Here is a 16,223-nt window from a genome sequence, read left to right on the forward strand (position 1 = left end):
CCCGAACCCCTGCCGACGACGGTGGCTCACCGCTCCGCCGCAGTTCATGGCACTATTGTGAGCAATTACTCAGGTCTCGCGCCACTCGCTTTCGAGGCGCTGCGCAGGAGGTGTCATGACGACCGGCCGTCGCGGACTTCAGCCACGTAAACAGCCACGCCAGGCCCGCGCCGAGCTCACCCGGCAGCGCATCCTCACCGCCGCTGCTCACGTTTTCGCCGAGTACGGGTACGCCGCCGGGACCACCAATCGCATCGCCGAGCGGGCGCGGATCTCGATCGGCTCGCTGTACCAGTACTACCCGAACAAGGACGCGATCCTGGCCGAGCTGCTGACCCGTCACCTCGACGCGGGGGGCGACGCCATCAGGAGCCGCCAGGACGAGGAGCAGCCCGACTCCTTTGAAGGGATCATCCGCGGTTTCGTGCGCGCCGTGATCGAGAATCACCTCGACGACCCGCAGTTGCTCCGCGTCATGATGGAACACGGGCCGCGGTCTCCCGAGTTGCTCGAGAAGGTCACCCGGCACGAGCGGGAACGGGTCGCCTACACCCAGGAGTTGCTCGAGCGCCATCCCGAGGTCCGGGTCGAGGACACCCATGTCGCCGCCCGGCTCGTCGTCTCCACGGTCGAGCTCGTCGTCCACCAGCTCATCGCGGCGCCCGGCTCCATCGACACCACCCGGCTGGAGAACGAACTCGTCGCGATGCTCACCCGCTATGTCACGGCCGTGCCGGGCGGGGCCGGCGGGGCCGGCGGGGCTGAGCGGCCGCGGGACGAGGGACGGGCACCCGGTGGCCCGGGTGCCCGTCCCTCGTGATGTCTTACGCCCGCGGCGGGCGTCAGTCGATCGTGATGACGGGCTTGCGCAGGTCGAACCAGGTCGCCAGGTCGAGGGCGCGTTCGATGGTGGCGCGCTGCTGATTGGTGATGGCCTCCGCCGGTGCGGCGAGCGCCTCCTTCAGCGTCTCGACCCGGCACAGCTCCATGGCCTGGTGTCCCGAGGTGATGAGATCGCCCGCCTGCCGCTTGATGGCGGCGAGATAGGCGGGGTCGAAGCTGCCCGGGTAACCGCTCTTCTTGCGGTTGGCCACGGACTCGGGCAGCACATCGCGGGTGGCCTCGCGCAGGATGCTCTTCTCCCGCCCGTCGAACGTCTTCAGCGACCAGGGGGTGTTGAAGACATAGGAGACCAGGCGGTGGTCGCAGAACGGCACCCTGACCTCCAGACCGACGGCCATGCTCATCCGGTCCTTGCGGTCGAGCAGCGTGTTGACCATGCGGGTGAGATGCAGATAGCACACCTGCCGCATGCGCTTCTCCAGGCCGGTCTCACCGTCCTTGAGCGGCACTTCGTCCAGGGCCGAGAGGTAGTGGTCGTGGAGGTAGGTGTCCAGGTCGAGCTTCTCGGTGAGGTCCTGGGACAGCAGGCTCTTGGTGTCGCCGAGCGTCAGTCCTCCGGCGAGCCACGGGAAGGTGTCGGCCTCGCGCCGCTCGTCATGGAACCACGGGTAGCCGCCGAAGACCTCATCGGCCGACTCGCCCGACAGGGCCACGGTCGACTGTTCGCGAACGGCTTTGAACAGCAGGTAGAGCGAGTTGTCCCGGTCGCCGAGCCCGGTGGGCAGATCCCTCGCCGCGATGGCCGCCCGCCTGACGGCCGGGTCGGACAGGGCGGAGCCGTCGAGCACGATGTCCCGGTGGTCGCTCTTCACATGCTCGGCCACGGCGTGCACATACGGGGTGTCGACGCTGGGCACCACGTCGATCGCGCGGAAGTTCTCCGCCTGCCCGGGGAAGTCCACGGCGAAGCTGCGGACGGTCTCGCCGTGCTCGCCGAGCTTGCGGGCGGCGAGCGAGGTCATCGCCGAGGAGTCGAGTCCTCCGGAGAGCAAGGTGCAGCGGGGCACGTCGGCGACGAGCTGCCGGGCGATGATGTCCTCCAGCAGCTCCCGCACATGGGCGACGGTCGCCTCCTGGTCATCGGTGTGCTCGGAGACCTCCAGACGCCAGTACGCCTGCTCGCGGAGCCCATTGCGGTCCACGACGGCGATATGACCGGGACGCAGCTCCTTCATGCCCTTCCAGATCGCATGGCCCGGTGTCTTGGCGAAGGCGAAGATCTCCCGCAGCCCGTCGAGGCCGACCTCGGGGGCGGCGAGCGGGTTGGCGAGGATGGCCTTGGGCTCGGATCCGAAGAGGACGCCGTCGTCGGTCTCGTAGTAGTAGAACGGCTTGATGCCCATCCGGTCCCGGATCATCACCAGCTTCTCGGTGCGGGAGTCCCAGATGGCGAAGGCGTACATCCCGTTCAGCTTCTCGGTGAGGGATTCGCCCCACTCCACATAGCCGCGCAGAACGACCTCGGTGTCGGAGTCGGTGGTGAAGCTGTGGCCCCTGCGGCGCAGTTCGTCGCGCAGCTCGGTGAAGTTGTACGCCTCACCGGAGTAGACCATGCTCACGGGGCCGTCGGCCGTGTCGACGGCCATGGGCTGCGCCCCGCCGGGCAGGTCGATGACGGCCAGCCTGCGGTGCCCGAGCGCCGCCCTGCCGGTCACCCACGCTCCGGCCGCGTCCGGGCCCCGGCAGGCCATTGTCTCCGTCATGGTGTCGAGAACCTGGCGGTGGGAGGTCAGATCGCGGCGGTAGGAGACCCAACCGGTGATGCCGCACACAGTGATCATCCCTTTCACTCAGGGTGAGATGGTTGCCTGTGAGAACCATCTACCTCTCCGGAGGGGGATCGCTACCGGGCGCTGATCTTTCGGGGGGTGGTATTTCTCACTGGTAAATTCCTGTTAATGGTAAGTTTCGGCATGCGCGCTGTCCGAAAAACGACGCCCACTAAGTCGCTATTTTACGGCTGATATCCACGTCGTAATTCATCAAGGAATGACCAGCCGTATACGAAAGAGAAGGCCCGGCCGCGTGGCGGCCTCGGTGCTCCGTGATGGGCCGCGGCGCGATGGGCGGTGGCGGGGGCCCTCGGGCTCGCGTGTCGTTCGCCATATGCGTGGGGGTAGGGCCGAGAGTCCGCGTGGGATGGCTGGTTGGGGGTGCCGACGAGCGCCATGACCTGGGGAGCTACCATATGAGCGCCACCTAGCTCGAAAGATAAACTTGTGACTCTCAACGAGGACTCGTTCACCAACTGGAAGCACCGCGAGGAGATCGCGGAGTCGATGATCCCGCTCATCGGGAAGCTGCATCGGGAGCGGGACGTCACGGTCCTGCTCCACAGCCGCTCCTTGGTGAACAAGTCGGTCGTCAGCATCCTGAAGACCCACCGATTCGCCCGTCAGATCGCCGGTGCCGAGCTCTCGGTCACCGACACCCTGCCGTTCCTGCAGGCGCTCACCGCGCTGGACCTCGGCCCCTCCCAGATCGACATCGGCATGCTCGCCGAGACGCACCGGGCGGATGACCGCGGTCTCTCCGTGGCGGAGTTCACCGCCGAGGCCGTCGCCGGCGCCACCGGGGCCAACAAGATCGAGTGCCGTGAGGGACGCGATGTCGTCCTCTACGGGTTCGGACGGATCGGGCGGCTGGTCGCCCGTCTGCTCATCGAGAAGGCCGGGTCCGGCAACGGTCTGCGGCTGCGCGCCATCGTCGTCCGCGGGAGCGGCGGGCGGGCCGGTGAGGACATCGTCAAGCGGGCCTCGCTGCTGCGCCGCGACTCCATCCACGGCCAGTTCCAGGGCACGATCACCGTGGACGAGGCGAACGGCAAGATCATCGCCAATGGCAACGAGATCAAGGTGATCTACGCCGACGACCCGACGTCGGTGGACTACACGGCGTACGGCATCAAGGACGCCATCCTCATCGACAACACCGGCAAGTGGCGTGACCGCGAAGGGCTGTCCAAGCATCTGCGCCCCGGTATCGACAAGGTGGTGCTGACCGCGCCGGGCAAGGGCGATGTCCCCAACATCGTCCATGGCGTCAACCACGACACGATCAAGCCGGACGAGCAGATCCTGTCCTGCGCCTCGTGCACCACCAACGCGATCGTCCCGCCGCTGAAGGCGATGGCGGACGAGTACGGTGTGCTGCGCGGCCATGTGGAGACCGTCCACTCGTTCACCAACGACCAGAACCTGCTGGACAACTACCACAAGTCCGACCGCCGTGGCCGCTCCGCGCCGCTCAACATGGTCATCACCGAGACCGGTGCCGCCTCCGCCGTCGCGAAGGCCCTGCCCGACCTCAAGGCGAAGATCACCGGCAGCTCGATCCGCGTCCCGGTGCCGGACGTCTCGATCGCGATCCTCAATCTGCAACTCGCGCGCGAGACCACCCGCGAGAAGGTTCTGGACTACCTCCGCGATGTCTCCCTGACCTCGCCGCTCAAGCGTCAGATCGACTTCATCAGCGCCCCCGACGCGGTCTCCAACGACTTCATCGGCTCGCGCCACGCCTCGATCGTCGACGCGGGCGCCACCAAGGTCGAGGGCGACAACGCGATCCTCTACCTCTGGTACGACAACGAGTTCGGCTACTCCTGCCAGGTCATCCGCGTCGTCCAGCACGTCTCCGGGGTGGAGTACCCGACCTACCCGGCCCCGGTGGTCTGACACTCGCCACGACACCCGGCACCACGGGCGCGGGCGCGCACCGAGGACGTGGCGACGGTCCTGATGAGGACCGTGGGACACCGGCTGGTGGCGCTACCGCGTACCCGGCCGGGGCCAGGTCGACTGGGACGCCGTGGTGGACGCCCTCTACGAGCACGGTTTCGCCGGGACCAGCACCACCTTTCCCCACGGGTGGCCGGACTCGACCGCGCGGAGGGCGGCCGGGGCCTCGGCGAAGGGGAAGACCTCCCGGACGTGGGGGTCGAGCCGGCGGTCCCGGACCCGGCGGGCGAGTTCGCCGAGGGCCTCCGCCCGGTTGCCACGGGACAGCGGCCGGGCGCCGAAGCGAGCCGCTGTGTCCGGGGCGGCGACCGTGAGGACCCGGCAGCCGGGGGACAGCACGCCGGAGACCGTGTCCAGGGCCTCGCCGCCCACCAGGTCCAGTACGGCGTCGGCACCGTTCGGGAGCGCGGCGGCCAGCCGGTCCGCGGTGTCGCCACTGTCGTACGGAACGGCGGTGGCGCCCAGGGACGACACGAACTCCCGCTGCGCACCGGACGCGGTGCCGACCACCGACACCCCCTCCGACGCGGCGAGTTGGACCGCCGCCACGGGGAGGGCCGCCGCGTCGGTGTACGACAGCCCGTCCGGCTTAACGATCGTGCAGTCGGCGGTCAGGACGGCGTGGTGGGCGTAGCCGCCGCAGCCGCGCGCACTGCTGCCGAACACCGCGTCACCCACCGCGAACCCCTCGGCCCCGGGGCCCAGGCCCACCACCACCCCGGCCGCCTCGCGCCCGAACACCGCCGGGAGGCCGAGCGGCAGGAACGACCGGTGCATCTCCTCGCGCACCTTCCAGTCGACCGGATTGACACCTGCCGCCCGCACCTCGACCAGCAGCTCCCCCGGACCGGGGGAGGGGAGCGGAAGGTCCAGGAAGCGCTCCACTTCCGGGCCGCGGTAGGCCGTGAATCCGTATGCGTTGTGCATGCTCGTCATTCCGCCGCCGTGGTCATGAGGCTCCGACGCCGCTCACGGCGTGCCCGCTGGCGTTCCGGGTCCGGTACGGGGGCGGCGAGCATGAGCCGTCGCGTATAGGGGTCCCGCGCCATGACGACCTGCTGGCTCGGCGCGACGGAGGAGACGTCGGGCATGGTGACGGTGAAGCCGTGTGGATAACCCGCCTCGGCGAGCAGCTTCCTGGCCTTGGCCGGGTCGTAGGCGTAGTCGCTCTCGAGGGACTTCTGGTACCAGGTGCTGCCCGCGGTCGCCATCCGCGAAGGCGTGGTTCAGGGCCTGACGCACCTTCATCTTGCCCAGGGCGGGCACGATCCTGCCGGTGCGGTCCCAGATGTAGAGGCCCTCGAGGCTGTCGGCGTGTGCCCGCACCTGCGCAGGGTGCTGGACCTCGTGTTGGCCGGTGAGGCGACCAACCGGGCCGAGATCGCCCGGCGCAGTGGTCTGGCCCGCTCCACCGTCGGCCAGCAGGTGGACCAACTCCTCGGCCGCGACATCCTGGAGGAGCTGGAGTCCGGTGAATCGGTGCGCGGGCGGCCGCCTCGGCTGCTGACCCTCAGCCCGCACGCGGGGACCATCGCCGTCGCCGACGTGGACACCCTGGACGCCAGGATCGCCATCGCCGACCTCGGCGGACGTCTCATCGCCCAGGACACGGTGACCGTGCGCATCGACACGGGGCCGGAAGCGGTCCTGGAGGTGGTGTGCGACCGGCTGCACGCCCTGTTGGAGCGGTCGGGGCGCGATCCGGACCAGGTGCGTCAGGTGGTGATGGGGTTGCCGGCTCCCGTGGACCGGGAGCGCGGTTGCCCGCTCAGGCCCAACGGCATGCCGGGCTGGGACGGCTACCCGGTCGCCGAACGGCTGCGCGCACGGTTCCGGGCCCCCGCCCAGGTGGACAATGACGCCAACCTCATGGCCCTCGGCGAGGCCGTTCATGCCCGCGCCGAAACCCCGGTGCTCTGCCTCAAGATCGCCAACGGGATCGGAGCCGGGCTCATCACCGCGGAGGGCCGGATCTAGCGCGGCGCGGACGGCGCGGCCGGCGACGTCGGCCACATCCGGTCCCTCGGCGGCGGCACCGCCCTGTGCACCTGCGGCAACGTCGGCTGTGTGCGCGCCATCGCCTCGCACCGCGCCGTCCTGGGGAGCCTGGACATCCCCGAGTCCACCGAGGAGGATCCGCTGCACGGGGTTCACCAGCTCGCGGAGCGCGTCGCGAACAACGACCCGCCCGCCGTCCGGGTCCTGCGCCAGGCGGCCACCGAGATCGGCGAACTCGCCGCCATGCTCGTCTACATGTACAACCCCCGCACCCTGATCCTCGGCGGCCCGCTCAGCGACCTGCGCGACGACCTGCTCTCCGGGGTGCGCGCCGTGGTGTACCAGCGCGCCCTGCCGCTGGCCACCCGGAACCTGACCATCACCACCACACGGCGCGGCGCCGCCTCAGCCGTGCACGGGGCGGTGGCCCTCGCCACCGGGGACGTCTTCAGCGAACGGGGGATAGCCCGGCTGCTCTTCGACTGAGGGCTACGGCTCGGTCCGGTACGCCTCGATCACCGCGAGACGGGTGGTGACCGCCTCCGCGGCGGTCCGCAGCGCGGCCAGCGTACGGGGGGCGTTGTGGCGTGAAGTGGCGGCGACGACCGACAGCGCGCCCAGGTAGGCGCCGTCCCGTGGCCCGCGTACGGGCACGGCCACGGCGGAGTAGCCGAGCCGGTGTTCCTCGGAGTCGGTGGCGTAGCCCTGCTCCTGGATGCGGGCCAGTTCGCCCGGGAGCCGGTCGGCGGTGAGGGTACGGGCGGTCATCCGGCGCATATGGGGGGCCAGCCGCGCCAGCGGGTACTGGTCGGGCAGCAGGGCCAGGGTGAGCTTTCCCGGGGCCGTGCTGTGCAGCTGGAGCAGCCGTCCGCCGACCGAGGCACCGGCCCGGTTGCGGTGGCGGCCGGCGTTGTCGATGCACAGCAGGTCGGTGCCGTTCGGCACGGACAGGCTGACGGGGCTGTCGAGGGCCTGCGCGAGATTCTCCATCACCGGCCGCGCGGCATGGCGCAGGGTGCGCTGCCGGGGTGCGCGCAGGCCGATCGCGTACAGCAGCAGGCCCAGCCGGTAGTGGGAGCCCTCCCGCTCCAGCAGCTCGCAGGCCACGAGGTCCTGGCACAGCCGGTGCACCGTGGCCTTGGCCACCCCGGTGCGCGTCGTGAGCTCCGTGAGGCTGAGGGAGAGGTCGCCGTCGCCGAAGGCGGACAGGATCAGCCCGACCTTGCCGAGGACGGATTTGGGGGACGGCCCATCCGCCTCGGCTTCCTCGCCATTGCCACGAGGCACCGCAGCAGTCGTCACGACATGCCCTCCTCGCCCGCCGGTGCGCCTCGACCGAGGCCGCCATGAGTGCTGAGGATGGCCAATATAGAGAGCTTTTTGCCTGGTAGGAATGGTGTGAGGGGTCGAAATTCGGCGGGGGCCCGCCCGATCCCGCGAACGGAGGTCCGCTCACCGGCCGCCCACCAGGGCCGTGTCCACCCCCAGCGGGCCGACCGCCCCGGCGCCCCCGGGGGTGCCCAGCGGGGCGTCCCGGCCGGGCAGGACCTCCTCGAAGAACCGCCGGTTGTCGGCGCGGTACTCGGGGTCCGCCTTCCGGTCCACGGTGATCGCCTGCTCCGGGCAGGCCACCTCGCAGGCGCCACAGTCGATGCACTCCACCGGGTTGATGTACAGCTTGCGCTCGCCCTCGTAGATGCAGTCGACCGGGCACTCCTCCATGCAGGACCGGTCCATGATGTCCACGCAGGACGCGCCGATGACGTAGGCCATGTCAGTTCTCCTTCTCGGTGGAATGCCCGGGGAACAGCGCCGCCTCCGGGTCGATGACCGTGGCGGCGTTGTTGACGGCCGTCGCGGCCTCGCCGAAGCCGACGGAGATCAGGCGCACCTTGCCCGGGTAGTCGGTGATGTCGCCGGCCGCGAAGACACGGGGCAGGTTGGTGGCCATCCGGGTGTCCACGGCGATCCGGCGCGCCTGGAGGGTCAGGCCCCACTCCCGCAGCGGGCCGAGGTCCGCGATGAAGCCGAGGGCCGCCACCACGGTCTGGGCCGGGAGGCGCGTGATGTCCTTGGTGGTCCGGTGGCGGATCTCGACCTCCTCGAGGTGTGCGGCGCCGTACAGGCCGCTGACCTCGGAGTCGGTGAGCAGGTCGATGCCGAGCGCCCGCACCTTCTCCACCGACGCGCGATGGGCGCGGAACCGGGCGGTGCGGTGCACCAGGCGGACCGAGCGCGCCACGGGGGCCAGCAGGGCCGCCCAGTCGAAGGCGCTGTCGCCGCCGCCGACGACCACCACGTCATGACCGGCGTGGGCGGTCGGGTCGGGCACGAAGTACACCTGACCGCGGCCGAGGAAGTCCTCCCCGGCCGGGAGCGGGCGGGGGGTGAAGGTCCCCACCCCTCCGGTGATCACGACGGCCCCGGCCCGTACCGCCGTCCCCCGGTCGCTGTGGACCACGGGCAGTCCGTCGCCGTCGTAGTCCAGCGCCACCGCGCGGTGGCCGAGGAGGTAGCGGGTGCCGTGTGTCTCGGCCTGCGCCACCAGGCTGTCCACCAGGTCGCGGCCGCGCACCGAGGCGAATCCGGCGATGTCGAAGATGGGCTTCTCCGGATACATCGCGCTGATCTGGCCGCCCCGCTGGGGCAGCACGTCCATCACGGCCACGCGCAAGCCCCGGAAGCCCGCGCAGTACGCGCCGTACAGGCCCGACGGTCCGGCGCCGATGATCAGGATGTCCGTCTCGATCACCGCCGCGTCCGTCTCGACCACCGCCGCGTCCGCCGCGGCGACCGGCTCATCGTTGAGAACGCTCATGGCCGAGGAGCGTAGGCAGGCCGCGATCACGGGCCAATGGAATCGGTCCGCCTGCCGGGACGGCGCCGCGGAACCGTTCGGACACCGTCCCCGGACACGCCGAAGCGGTGGAACCCAAGGCCCCCACAGCCCTGAGTGCCACCGCTCCCGCGCCCGGACGCGCCGGGCCGTCATCCGGCGCGCGTCACCTCCACCGTCCCCGTCACGCACTCCGAGCCGTCGGCCTTGAGGATGCGCGCGTCGAGCCGTACCCGCGCGCCCTCGACCGACGACACCGTCGCGGCCCAGGTCAGCCGCTCACCGGCCACCGCCGTCGCGACGTTGCGCCACGCCACCGACTCCAGCCGGGCGCCCGGCCCGGCCCACTCCAGGGCGTACCGGCTGAGCATCTCGCCGTGCAGCGTGGACTGCACGACCGCGTCGGGAAACCCCTCCGTGGCCGCGTACGCGGCGTCGTAATGGATCCGGTGGGCGTTCCACGACACGGCGCTGAAGCGGAACAGCTGCACACTGGTGTGGGCGTACCGGCGCGGTGGACACTCCGCCCCGGCCACGGGCGCCGTCATCGGTCACCTCCGGTGGCGTCGAGCACCACCATCGTCTCGTCCACGGCCGCCAGCTCGCTCCCGTCCGGGGACCGGAACCGGGTGCGGACACCCAGCAGGACGAACTCGCCCGACCGCCCGCGCTTGTGCCGTGCGGAGACGACCGCACGGGCCGCCGTGATCCGCGTCCCGGCCACCGGAGGCCGGACCAGGCGCACCGACTGGCCGCCGTGCACCTGGCGCACCGGCAGGCCCTCGGTGCACGGCGACTCCCGCCGCGCCAGGCCATCCGGCCGCAGTTCGTCCTCCGGCGGGCCGTCCTCCCAGCTCATGGTGGCCGCGAGGAACAGGGCGGGCGCCTCGACGGGCCGGCCGTCCGCCTCCAGGGCGCGGGCCCGGCGGATGTACCCGCCGTCGTTGAGGGCGGCCGCGTAACGGCAGAAGTCCTTGACCGTAGGAGTGCCGCAGTCCTCGTCCCGCCACCGGTCGATCAGCTCCCGCGCCCGTGCCAGCACCTCTTCCAGAGCGGGGGAGGACACGGCGGGCGCCGTCACAGCGCCGACCTCAGCGAACGGCTGATGCCGAGGCCCGCCGTACGCAGCGCGCTGGCGTGGGCGATGGCGTCCACACGGTAAGTCGGCGCCGTGATCGACAGGGCCCCGGCGAGGGTATTCTGCCGCCCGAAGACCGGTACCGCCATGCTCATATAGCCGAGCCGCACCTCCTCCGCCTCGGTGGCGATGCCCTGCTCGCGGACGCGGTCCAGCTGGCCGCGCAGCCGGCCCGGCGAGGTGATGGTGTGGCGGGTGAACGGCTTGAGGCCGCTCTTGACCACCTCGGCGAACAGGGTGCCGGGGGAGTGGGCGAGGATCGCCTTGCCGGTGGCCGTGCAGTACAGCGGAAGCCGCCCCGCCACCCGCGACTCCTCGCTCAGCCCCCGGTGGGGCAGGATCTTCTCCAGGTACACCACGTCCAGCCCGTCGTGGATGGCGAAGTGGATGGTCTCCCGCGTGGCCAGCAGCAGATCCTCCATGTACGGCTGCGCCACCTCCCGCAGGATCCGCTGCCGGTGCACCCGCTGCCCGATCTCGAACAGCCGCAGCCCCAGCCGGTAGTTGCAGCCCGCCCGCTCCAGCAGCCCCCATGCGACCAGCTCCTGGGACAGCCGGTGGACGGTGGCCTTCGCCACGCCCGAACGGCGCACCACATCGGCGAGCGACAGCGAGTCGTCGTCGGCCGAGAACGCCTCGAGGATGGACCGGACCTTGCCGAGGACGGAGTTCATCGAGTCGGGACAGGCTCTGGTGGCGTGGTCGATGGGGACGACGGTCATGGCAGGCACCTCACGATCAGGTGGTGGAGGAGGCGGCGAGGAACTCCAGGCTGAGCGGGTTGTAGAGATCCGCCTTCTCGTGCTGCGGCCAGTGGCCGCACTCGTTGAAGATCTCCAGCCGGGCGCCGGGGATCGCGGTGGCGATCGCCTCGGCCTCCGGTACGTCCCCGAACGGGTTCTTGTTGCCCCAGACCACCAGCGTCGGCGCCTTGATCCGGGCCATGCGGTCGGGCCGCAGCAGATTGCGCTCGCGGGTCTCCGTCTCCTGGAGCGCCAGCAGATTGTGCAGGTTCCGCTGGAAGTCGGGGTGGTGGTAGATCTCGTAGCGGATCCGCGTCAGCTCCTCGCCCAGCTCCTCGTCCCAGTCGGCCCACAGCAGCCGCAGCCGGTCCCGGGTGAAGGAGATGTCGTCCTCCAGCGAGGCGCTGCGGGTGGACTTCTTCAGCCGCTCCATCACGGCCGGATTGACCTTGGTGCCGCCCATGCAGAGCAGTTGGAGGGAGGCGACCCGGTCCGGGTGCTCGCTCGCGGCCCACGACGCCACCCAGCCGCCCAGCGACTCGCCGACCAGATGGGCGCGCTCGGCGCCGACCGCGTCCAGATAGGCGATCAGATGCTCGACATACGCCGGGATCTCGCCCGGACGGTCGGGCTTGCCCGTGTAGCCGTGGCCCAGCATGTCGATGGAGTGGCAGCGGTACCGCTCGGCGTGTGCCGGGATGTTCCGTACGAACGCCTCCAGATGGCCGGTGGTGCCGTGCAGGAACACCACGTGCTCGCCGTCCTCCGGGCCGGCCTGCAGCGCGCGGGTCGTGATGTCGCCGGTCTCCACATAGGCGTGCCGGTAATCGATGCCCGACAGTTCGGTCCAGATGCTCATGACTGCCTTTCGCTGTTCTGTGCGGGGGGCTGTGCGGGGTCGAGCACGGCGACCCCCATGCCGGTGAGCCACTCGGGCATCGGCTCGTAGGCCAGACGCCGGCCCGGGGCGTGGTCGAGCAGCGCGGCCATCAGCAGCCAGGTGCGCAGCTCCTGGGCGCCGTTGCCGGCCACCTTCTCCAGGTCCGCGGTGGTGTACTCGGTGAGGCGGTGGGCCTGTCCGCGTTCCAGCCAGGACAGGAACTCCTCGTCGAACTCCGGGTTGAGCGCCGCCTCGGCGGCCCGGATGATCTCGCGCCGCCGCGCGTCGTAGTCCTGCCAGTTCTCCCGGCCGTTGAGCCAGGCGCCGACCATGAACTCCTCGTCCTCGCCGTGCGGGTCGCGCCAGTCCGGCCAGGGCAGCCGGTGGGAGAGCCCGCCGGAGCCGATGACCGCCACCCGGCGGTCGCCGGGGAACGTCAGGACCGCCTCGCGGATCGCCCGGCCCAGCCGCTCGCAGCGGTCGAGCGTGGGCAGCGGGGGCGCGAAGACGTTCACCACCAGCGGTACGAGGTCGACGTCGAGCCCGTCGAGCAGATACTGGACGGCGTGCGACTGGCCGTGGTCGATCTGCAGCCGGGCGGAGAACGCCACATCGAAACCGGACCGCTCCACCAGCGCGCCGGCCAGGTACCGGGCCAGCTCCCGGTCCACCGGCTGCGGGCCCTTCGGGGTGCCGGACTCACCGCTGGCAAGACACTCGTCCACCCCGATGGTGAAGCTCGGGATCAGGTCGAGCCAGAACCCCCGGAAGTGGTTGGAGCCGATGAGGACCACCGTGTCGGGGCGTGCCGCGGCCAGCGCGTCGCGCGCCTCGCCGAGCGCGTCCCGGAACCGCTCGGCGCGGTCCTTGTGGTACGTCTCCTCCCAGTGGGTGTTCATCAGCGTGCTGTGCGACGCCCCGACCCCCAGCACGATCTCGGTCATGCCACAGCTCCTTCCTCCGCCTCGGCCACCTCGGCACGGGACCGGGTGACGGTGTCCACGGCGGTGCGGATCAGATGGCGGGTGAGCCTCTCCATGGCCGGGAGGGACACCGTGTTCATGCCGCGGGCGAAGTCGATCTCGAACGGGGCCTCCGCCACCTTGGGCATGCCGATCCGCACCGTGGGGATGCCACGGCCGCGCAGGATGTTGGCGTCGGTGGCACCGCTGTTCCCGGCGATCACCTCGTGTGCGCGCCCCTCCAGGGCCTCCCAGGCGGCCGTGGCACTGCGGTGGATCCACGACCCGCGCGGGGTGCGGGTGCCGGGGATCGCCAGCACCATCTCCGCCCGGACGTCGAGACCGGGCGAGGCGGCCCGCAGGGCGGCCAGCGCGGCCATGAACTCCCGCTTGGCCCGCATCGGGGTGATGTCCGGGCTGATCCGCAGGTCCACCATCAAGGTGCACACCGCGGGGGTGACCGCCGCCATCCGCGGCCAGCCGCCACGGATCGAGGAGACGATGCCCTGCGGCGCCACCGTGCCCGAGGTGTGCCGCTCGGCGTACTCCTCGAACCACTTCTCCAGATACGCGGTCACCTCCCCGGCGCGGGCGATGGCGTTGTCGTACGGGAGCCGGTGCCGGGAGCCCGCGTAGGTGTGGGTGCCGCCGACCGTCACCTCGAACCAGACCAGCCCGACCTCGTCCCACGAGACGGTCCAGCCGGGCTTGGCGATGACCGCGTAGTCGGTCCACACGCCCTGCTCCAAAAGGAACGAACACCCCGCGCCCTGGCCGGTGTTGTGGCGCGTCCCCACCGGCCGGGCGTTGGTGGGCATCCCGCCCGCGCCGAAGGCCGCCACCAGGTCACCGGTGAGCGGGACACCGGCCCGGGAGATCGCCTCGACGGCCATCATCACGCATGCCGCGTGCCCCTTGGGGTTGGAGGCGCCGAGCCCGGTCACCAGGTCGCCGTGGACGGTGGCGGCGGGCCGCATGTCCTCGCGCAGCTCCGGGCCGATCCACGGCACGTCCTCGCTCTCCTCGCCCACCGTCAGGGTGTCGATGGGGGCGTAGAGCATGAGGTCGGGGCCGGTGCCGTCACCGGTCAGCCGCCCCCAGGCGTTGGCCTGCCGGTCGTCGAGGGGCTGGACGGCCGCGTGGCAGCCGGTGGCGCGCAGAGTGTCGGCGATATGCGTGGCCAGCGGGCCCTCGTCGCCGGTGGGGCTGGGAATGTCCACCAGGCCCGTGATCAGTTCGCGGAGCCGGTCGGCGCTGATGTGGCGGGCGGCGTCGAGCGCCCAGGAGCGCCGCCGCTCGTCCAGGCCCGCCAGGCCGTCGGCGCTCACTGGTTGATCCTGTGGACCTGGGTCATCGTGGTCCGCGCGACGCGCTTCGTGGCCAGCGGGATCCCGACGGCGATCGCCGCGCCCAGCAACAGGGTGAACAGGGTACGGAACATGTCATGCCTTCTTCTCGGGTGCGGGTGCGGGTGCGGGTGCGGGTGCGGGTGCGGATGTGGATGTGGATGCGCCGTCGACCGCGGCCAGCTTCTTCCCGTACTCCTCCTCGCTGAGGTTCCGCCAGGCGGTGAGCGAGATGTCGGGCCGGTAGAGCTTCTCCGGCGGCGCGTCGGTGACATCGACCATCCACGCGTCCTGACCGGAGAACTGGCCGTGGAACAGCCAGCGGATCGCCCCCAGGTACTTGGCGTAGAAGCGCACGGTGTCCCAGCCCTCGGTGAAGTTGACCATCACCCCGACATAGCGGTGATTGCCTTCGTCCACCGGGACGTAGAACTCGTAGTGGATGAACTTGGGGTAGGCGATGCGCAGCACGCCCGGCATCGACAGGGAGGCGAAACCGGGGAATTCCTGGGCCTCGATCGTCGGGTCGATTTGGTCGGCCTTGCCGGTGTTGCCGATGTTGAAGGTCTCCTTCGGCGGCTGCATCTTCCACCACCGCTTGTTGGTCCAGCGGCCCACGCCGGGGAACTCGGCGTCCCAGTGGACCTCGTCCTGCACCCGGAAGATCCAGCGGCCACGCGGCACGATCCGGGTGATGTTCCAGGTCGGCATGGGCTTGAACAGCCGCCACAGGGCCGTGCGGTGCAGATACTTGGCGTGGCCCTCGTCGAAGCCGTTCTCGCAGGCGAACCGCCAGTTGCCACCGCGCGGCTCGATCCGGCCGCCCATCACGAACGCGTTGCCGACCAGCTCCTCCGGAAGCTGGGAGTCGATCGGATGCGGCTCCTCGTCGGCGATCGGGATGTACACCCACACCATGCCGAGGCGCTCCTCGACCGGATAGGTGCGCACGCCCAGCTTCCCGGTCAGCCGGCACCCGGGGCCGTCGGTGATGACCGCGGCCAGCCGCCCGGTGGGCAGGTCGAAGGTCCAGCCGTGGTACGGGCAGCTGACCGTGCCCGGAAACTGCTGGTTGCCCTCCGACAGCGGCACACCGCGGTGCGGGCAACGGTTGTGCAGGGCGTACGCGGTGCCGTTGTCGCGGATCAGCGCGATCCGCTCGCCACAGATGGTGAACGGCAGCGGCTTGCCGGTGATCTGGCTGGACCAGGTGACCGGGTACCAGTAGCCCCGGAAGCCCGCGGCCGCACCGTCGTAGTGGGGCCAGGACGACCAGTCCTGGCGGCCGGGTTCGGCCGGTTTTCTGCGGCGGCTCCGGACGGGGGTGGCCGTGTCGGGAGAGTCCTCGACCGTCATCGTGCGTGTCCTCCTGCTGCCGGTGTTCGGTGGACCCGAGCATCCGGCCCGGCGCGGATCCACCCAAGGGATCCGGTCCGCTGAGCAGACCGCCCCTCGCCCCGGCGCGCGGCTGGACGGCGGGCGGCTGGACGGCGGGTGGCCGGACGGCGGGCGTCCGGAGCGGGCGACCGGACACGGGCGTCCGGACGGCGCCGGATGTCCGGGCGGCGGACATCCGTACGGCGGCCGCGGCGGCGCGTCCCGCTGAGCGGACCCCGCCCGGTGCGCGGACCGGGCGGCGCGGTCTAGCGTGCGCCGGGTCCGCCCCCTCACCGAACAGGG

General features: G+C 70.9%; 15 protein-coding genes and 1 pseudogene. 3 read left to right on the plus strand and 13 right to left on the minus strand.

The genetic code is table 11. The annotated features are described in order from the left end of the window. The first annotated feature begins 115 nt into the window (after positions 1 to 115). Positions 116 to 820, plus strand: a complete 705-nt coding sequence (locus NP777_RS23755; RefSeq protein ID WP_256652204.1) for a TetR/AcrR family transcriptional regulator — start codon at positions 116 to 118, stop codon at positions 818 to 820. Positions 821 to 842: 22 nt separating this feature from the next. On the opposite strand, the gene asnB is transcribed toward NP777_RS23755, so the two are convergent. Next, entirely contained in the window at positions 843 to 2,675 is a 1,833-nt protein-coding gene (gene asnB, locus NP777_RS23760; RefSeq protein ID WP_256652249.1) for an asparagine synthase (glutamine-hydrolyzing), read from the minus strand. Between the two features lie 447 nt (positions 2,676 to 3,122). On the opposite strand from asnB, the gene NP777_RS23765 reads away from it, so the two are divergent. Continuing rightward, positions 3,123 to 4,577: a glyceraldehyde-3-phosphate dehydrogenase gene (locus NP777_RS23765; protein WP_256652205.1), complete on the plus strand. Its 1,455-nt coding sequence runs from the start codon at positions 3,123 to 3,125 to the stop codon at positions 4,575 to 4,577. 147 nt (positions 4,578 to 4,724) lie between these two features. Here the strand turns inward: NP777_RS23765 and NP777_RS23770 are convergent, their stop codons facing one another. Together NP777_RS23770 and NP777_RS23775 are read right to left on the minus strand one after the other, a co-directional pair. Next, complete coding sequence (locus NP777_RS23770) at positions 4,725 to 5,567, minus strand: NADP-dependent oxidoreductase (protein ID WP_256652206.1); 843 nt, start codon at positions 5,565 to 5,567, stop codon at positions 4,725 to 4,727. 5 nt (positions 5,568 to 5,572) lie between these two features. Beyond that, positions 5,573 to 5,851: a hypothetical protein gene (locus tag NP777_RS23775; RefSeq protein WP_256652207.1), complete on the minus strand. Its 279-nt coding sequence runs from the start codon at positions 5,849 to 5,851 to the stop codon at positions 5,573 to 5,575. A 334-nt stretch (positions 5,852 to 6,185) separates the two neighbouring features. Here NP777_RS23775 and NP777_RS23780 point away from each other — a divergent pair. Beyond that, a pseudogene (locus NP777_RS23780) lies at positions 6,186 to 7,124 on the plus strand (ROK family protein). Positions 7,125 to 7,127: 3 nt separating this feature from the next. Here NP777_RS23780 and NP777_RS23785 read toward each other — a convergent pair. The 10 genes from NP777_RS23785 to NP777_RS23830 form a co-directional block, all read right to left on the minus strand. Then, positions 7,128 to 7,940: an IclR family transcriptional regulator gene (locus tag NP777_RS23785; RefSeq protein ID WP_256652208.1), complete on the minus strand. Its 813-nt coding sequence runs from the start codon at positions 7,938 to 7,940 to the stop codon at positions 7,128 to 7,130. A 150-nt stretch (positions 7,941 to 8,090) separates the two neighbouring features. Further along, positions 8,091 to 8,411 (minus strand): indolepyruvate ferredoxin oxidoreductase subunit alpha, encoded by a 321-nt coding sequence (locus NP777_RS23790; protein ID WP_256652209.1) that lies wholly within the window; start codon positions 8,409 to 8,411, stop codon positions 8,091 to 8,093. Position 8,412: 1 nt separating this feature from the next. Continuing rightward, positions 8,413 to 9,456 carry an NAD(P)/FAD-dependent oxidoreductase gene (locus NP777_RS23795; RefSeq protein WP_256652210.1) on the minus strand — a complete coding sequence of 348 codons (1,044 nt, stop codon included), beginning with the start codon at positions 9,454 to 9,456 and terminating at the stop codon, positions 8,413 to 8,415. Positions 9,457 to 9,626: 170 nt separating this feature from the next. After that, positions 9,627 to 10,022, minus strand: coding sequence for a MaoC/PaaZ C-terminal domain-containing protein (locus NP777_RS23800; protein ID WP_256652211.1), 396 nt, complete (start codon positions 10,020 to 10,022; stop codon positions 9,627 to 9,629). Continuing rightward, entirely contained in the window at positions 10,019 to 10,540 is a 522-nt protein-coding gene (locus NP777_RS23805) for a MaoC family dehydratase N-terminal domain-containing protein (RefSeq protein WP_256652212.1), read from the minus strand. Before NP777_RS23805 ends, NP777_RS23800 begins: the two co-directional genes overlap by 4 nt. Positions 10,541 to 10,551: 11 nt before the next feature. Beyond that, positions 10,552 to 11,334 (minus strand): IclR family transcriptional regulator, encoded by a 783-nt coding sequence (locus NP777_RS23810; RefSeq protein ID WP_256652213.1) that lies wholly within the window; start codon positions 11,332 to 11,334, stop codon positions 10,552 to 10,554. A 16-nt stretch (positions 11,335 to 11,350) separates the two neighbouring features. Beyond that, positions 11,351 to 12,214, minus strand: coding sequence for an alpha/beta fold hydrolase (locus NP777_RS23815; RefSeq protein WP_256652214.1), 864 nt, complete (start codon positions 12,212 to 12,214; stop codon positions 11,351 to 11,353). Further along, on the minus strand, positions 12,211 to 13,179 hold the full coding sequence (locus NP777_RS23820; RefSeq protein WP_256652215.1) for a DODA-type extradiol aromatic ring-opening family dioxygenase: 969 nt from the start codon (positions 13,177 to 13,179) through the stop codon (positions 12,211 to 12,213). The genes NP777_RS23815 and NP777_RS23820 overlap by 4 nt, the downstream gene beginning before the upstream one ends. Next, positions 13,176 to 14,525: a M20 family metallopeptidase gene (locus NP777_RS23825; protein ID WP_256652216.1), complete on the minus strand. Its 1,350-nt coding sequence runs from the start codon at positions 14,523 to 14,525 to the stop codon at positions 13,176 to 13,178. Before NP777_RS23825 ends, NP777_RS23820 begins: the two co-directional genes overlap by 4 nt. 114 nt (positions 14,526 to 14,639) lie before the next feature. Next, positions 14,640 to 15,899 (minus strand): aromatic ring-hydroxylating oxygenase subunit alpha, encoded by a 1,260-nt coding sequence (locus tag NP777_RS23830; RefSeq protein ID WP_256652217.1) that lies wholly within the window; start codon positions 15,897 to 15,899, stop codon positions 14,640 to 14,642. Between the last annotated feature and the right edge of the window lie 324 nt (positions 15,900 to 16,223).

It is taken from the genome of Streptomyces rugosispiralis (assembly GCF_024505145.1).
GTDB lineage: Bacteria > Actinomycetota > Actinomycetes > Streptomycetales > Streptomycetaceae > Streptomyces > Streptomyces rugosispiralis.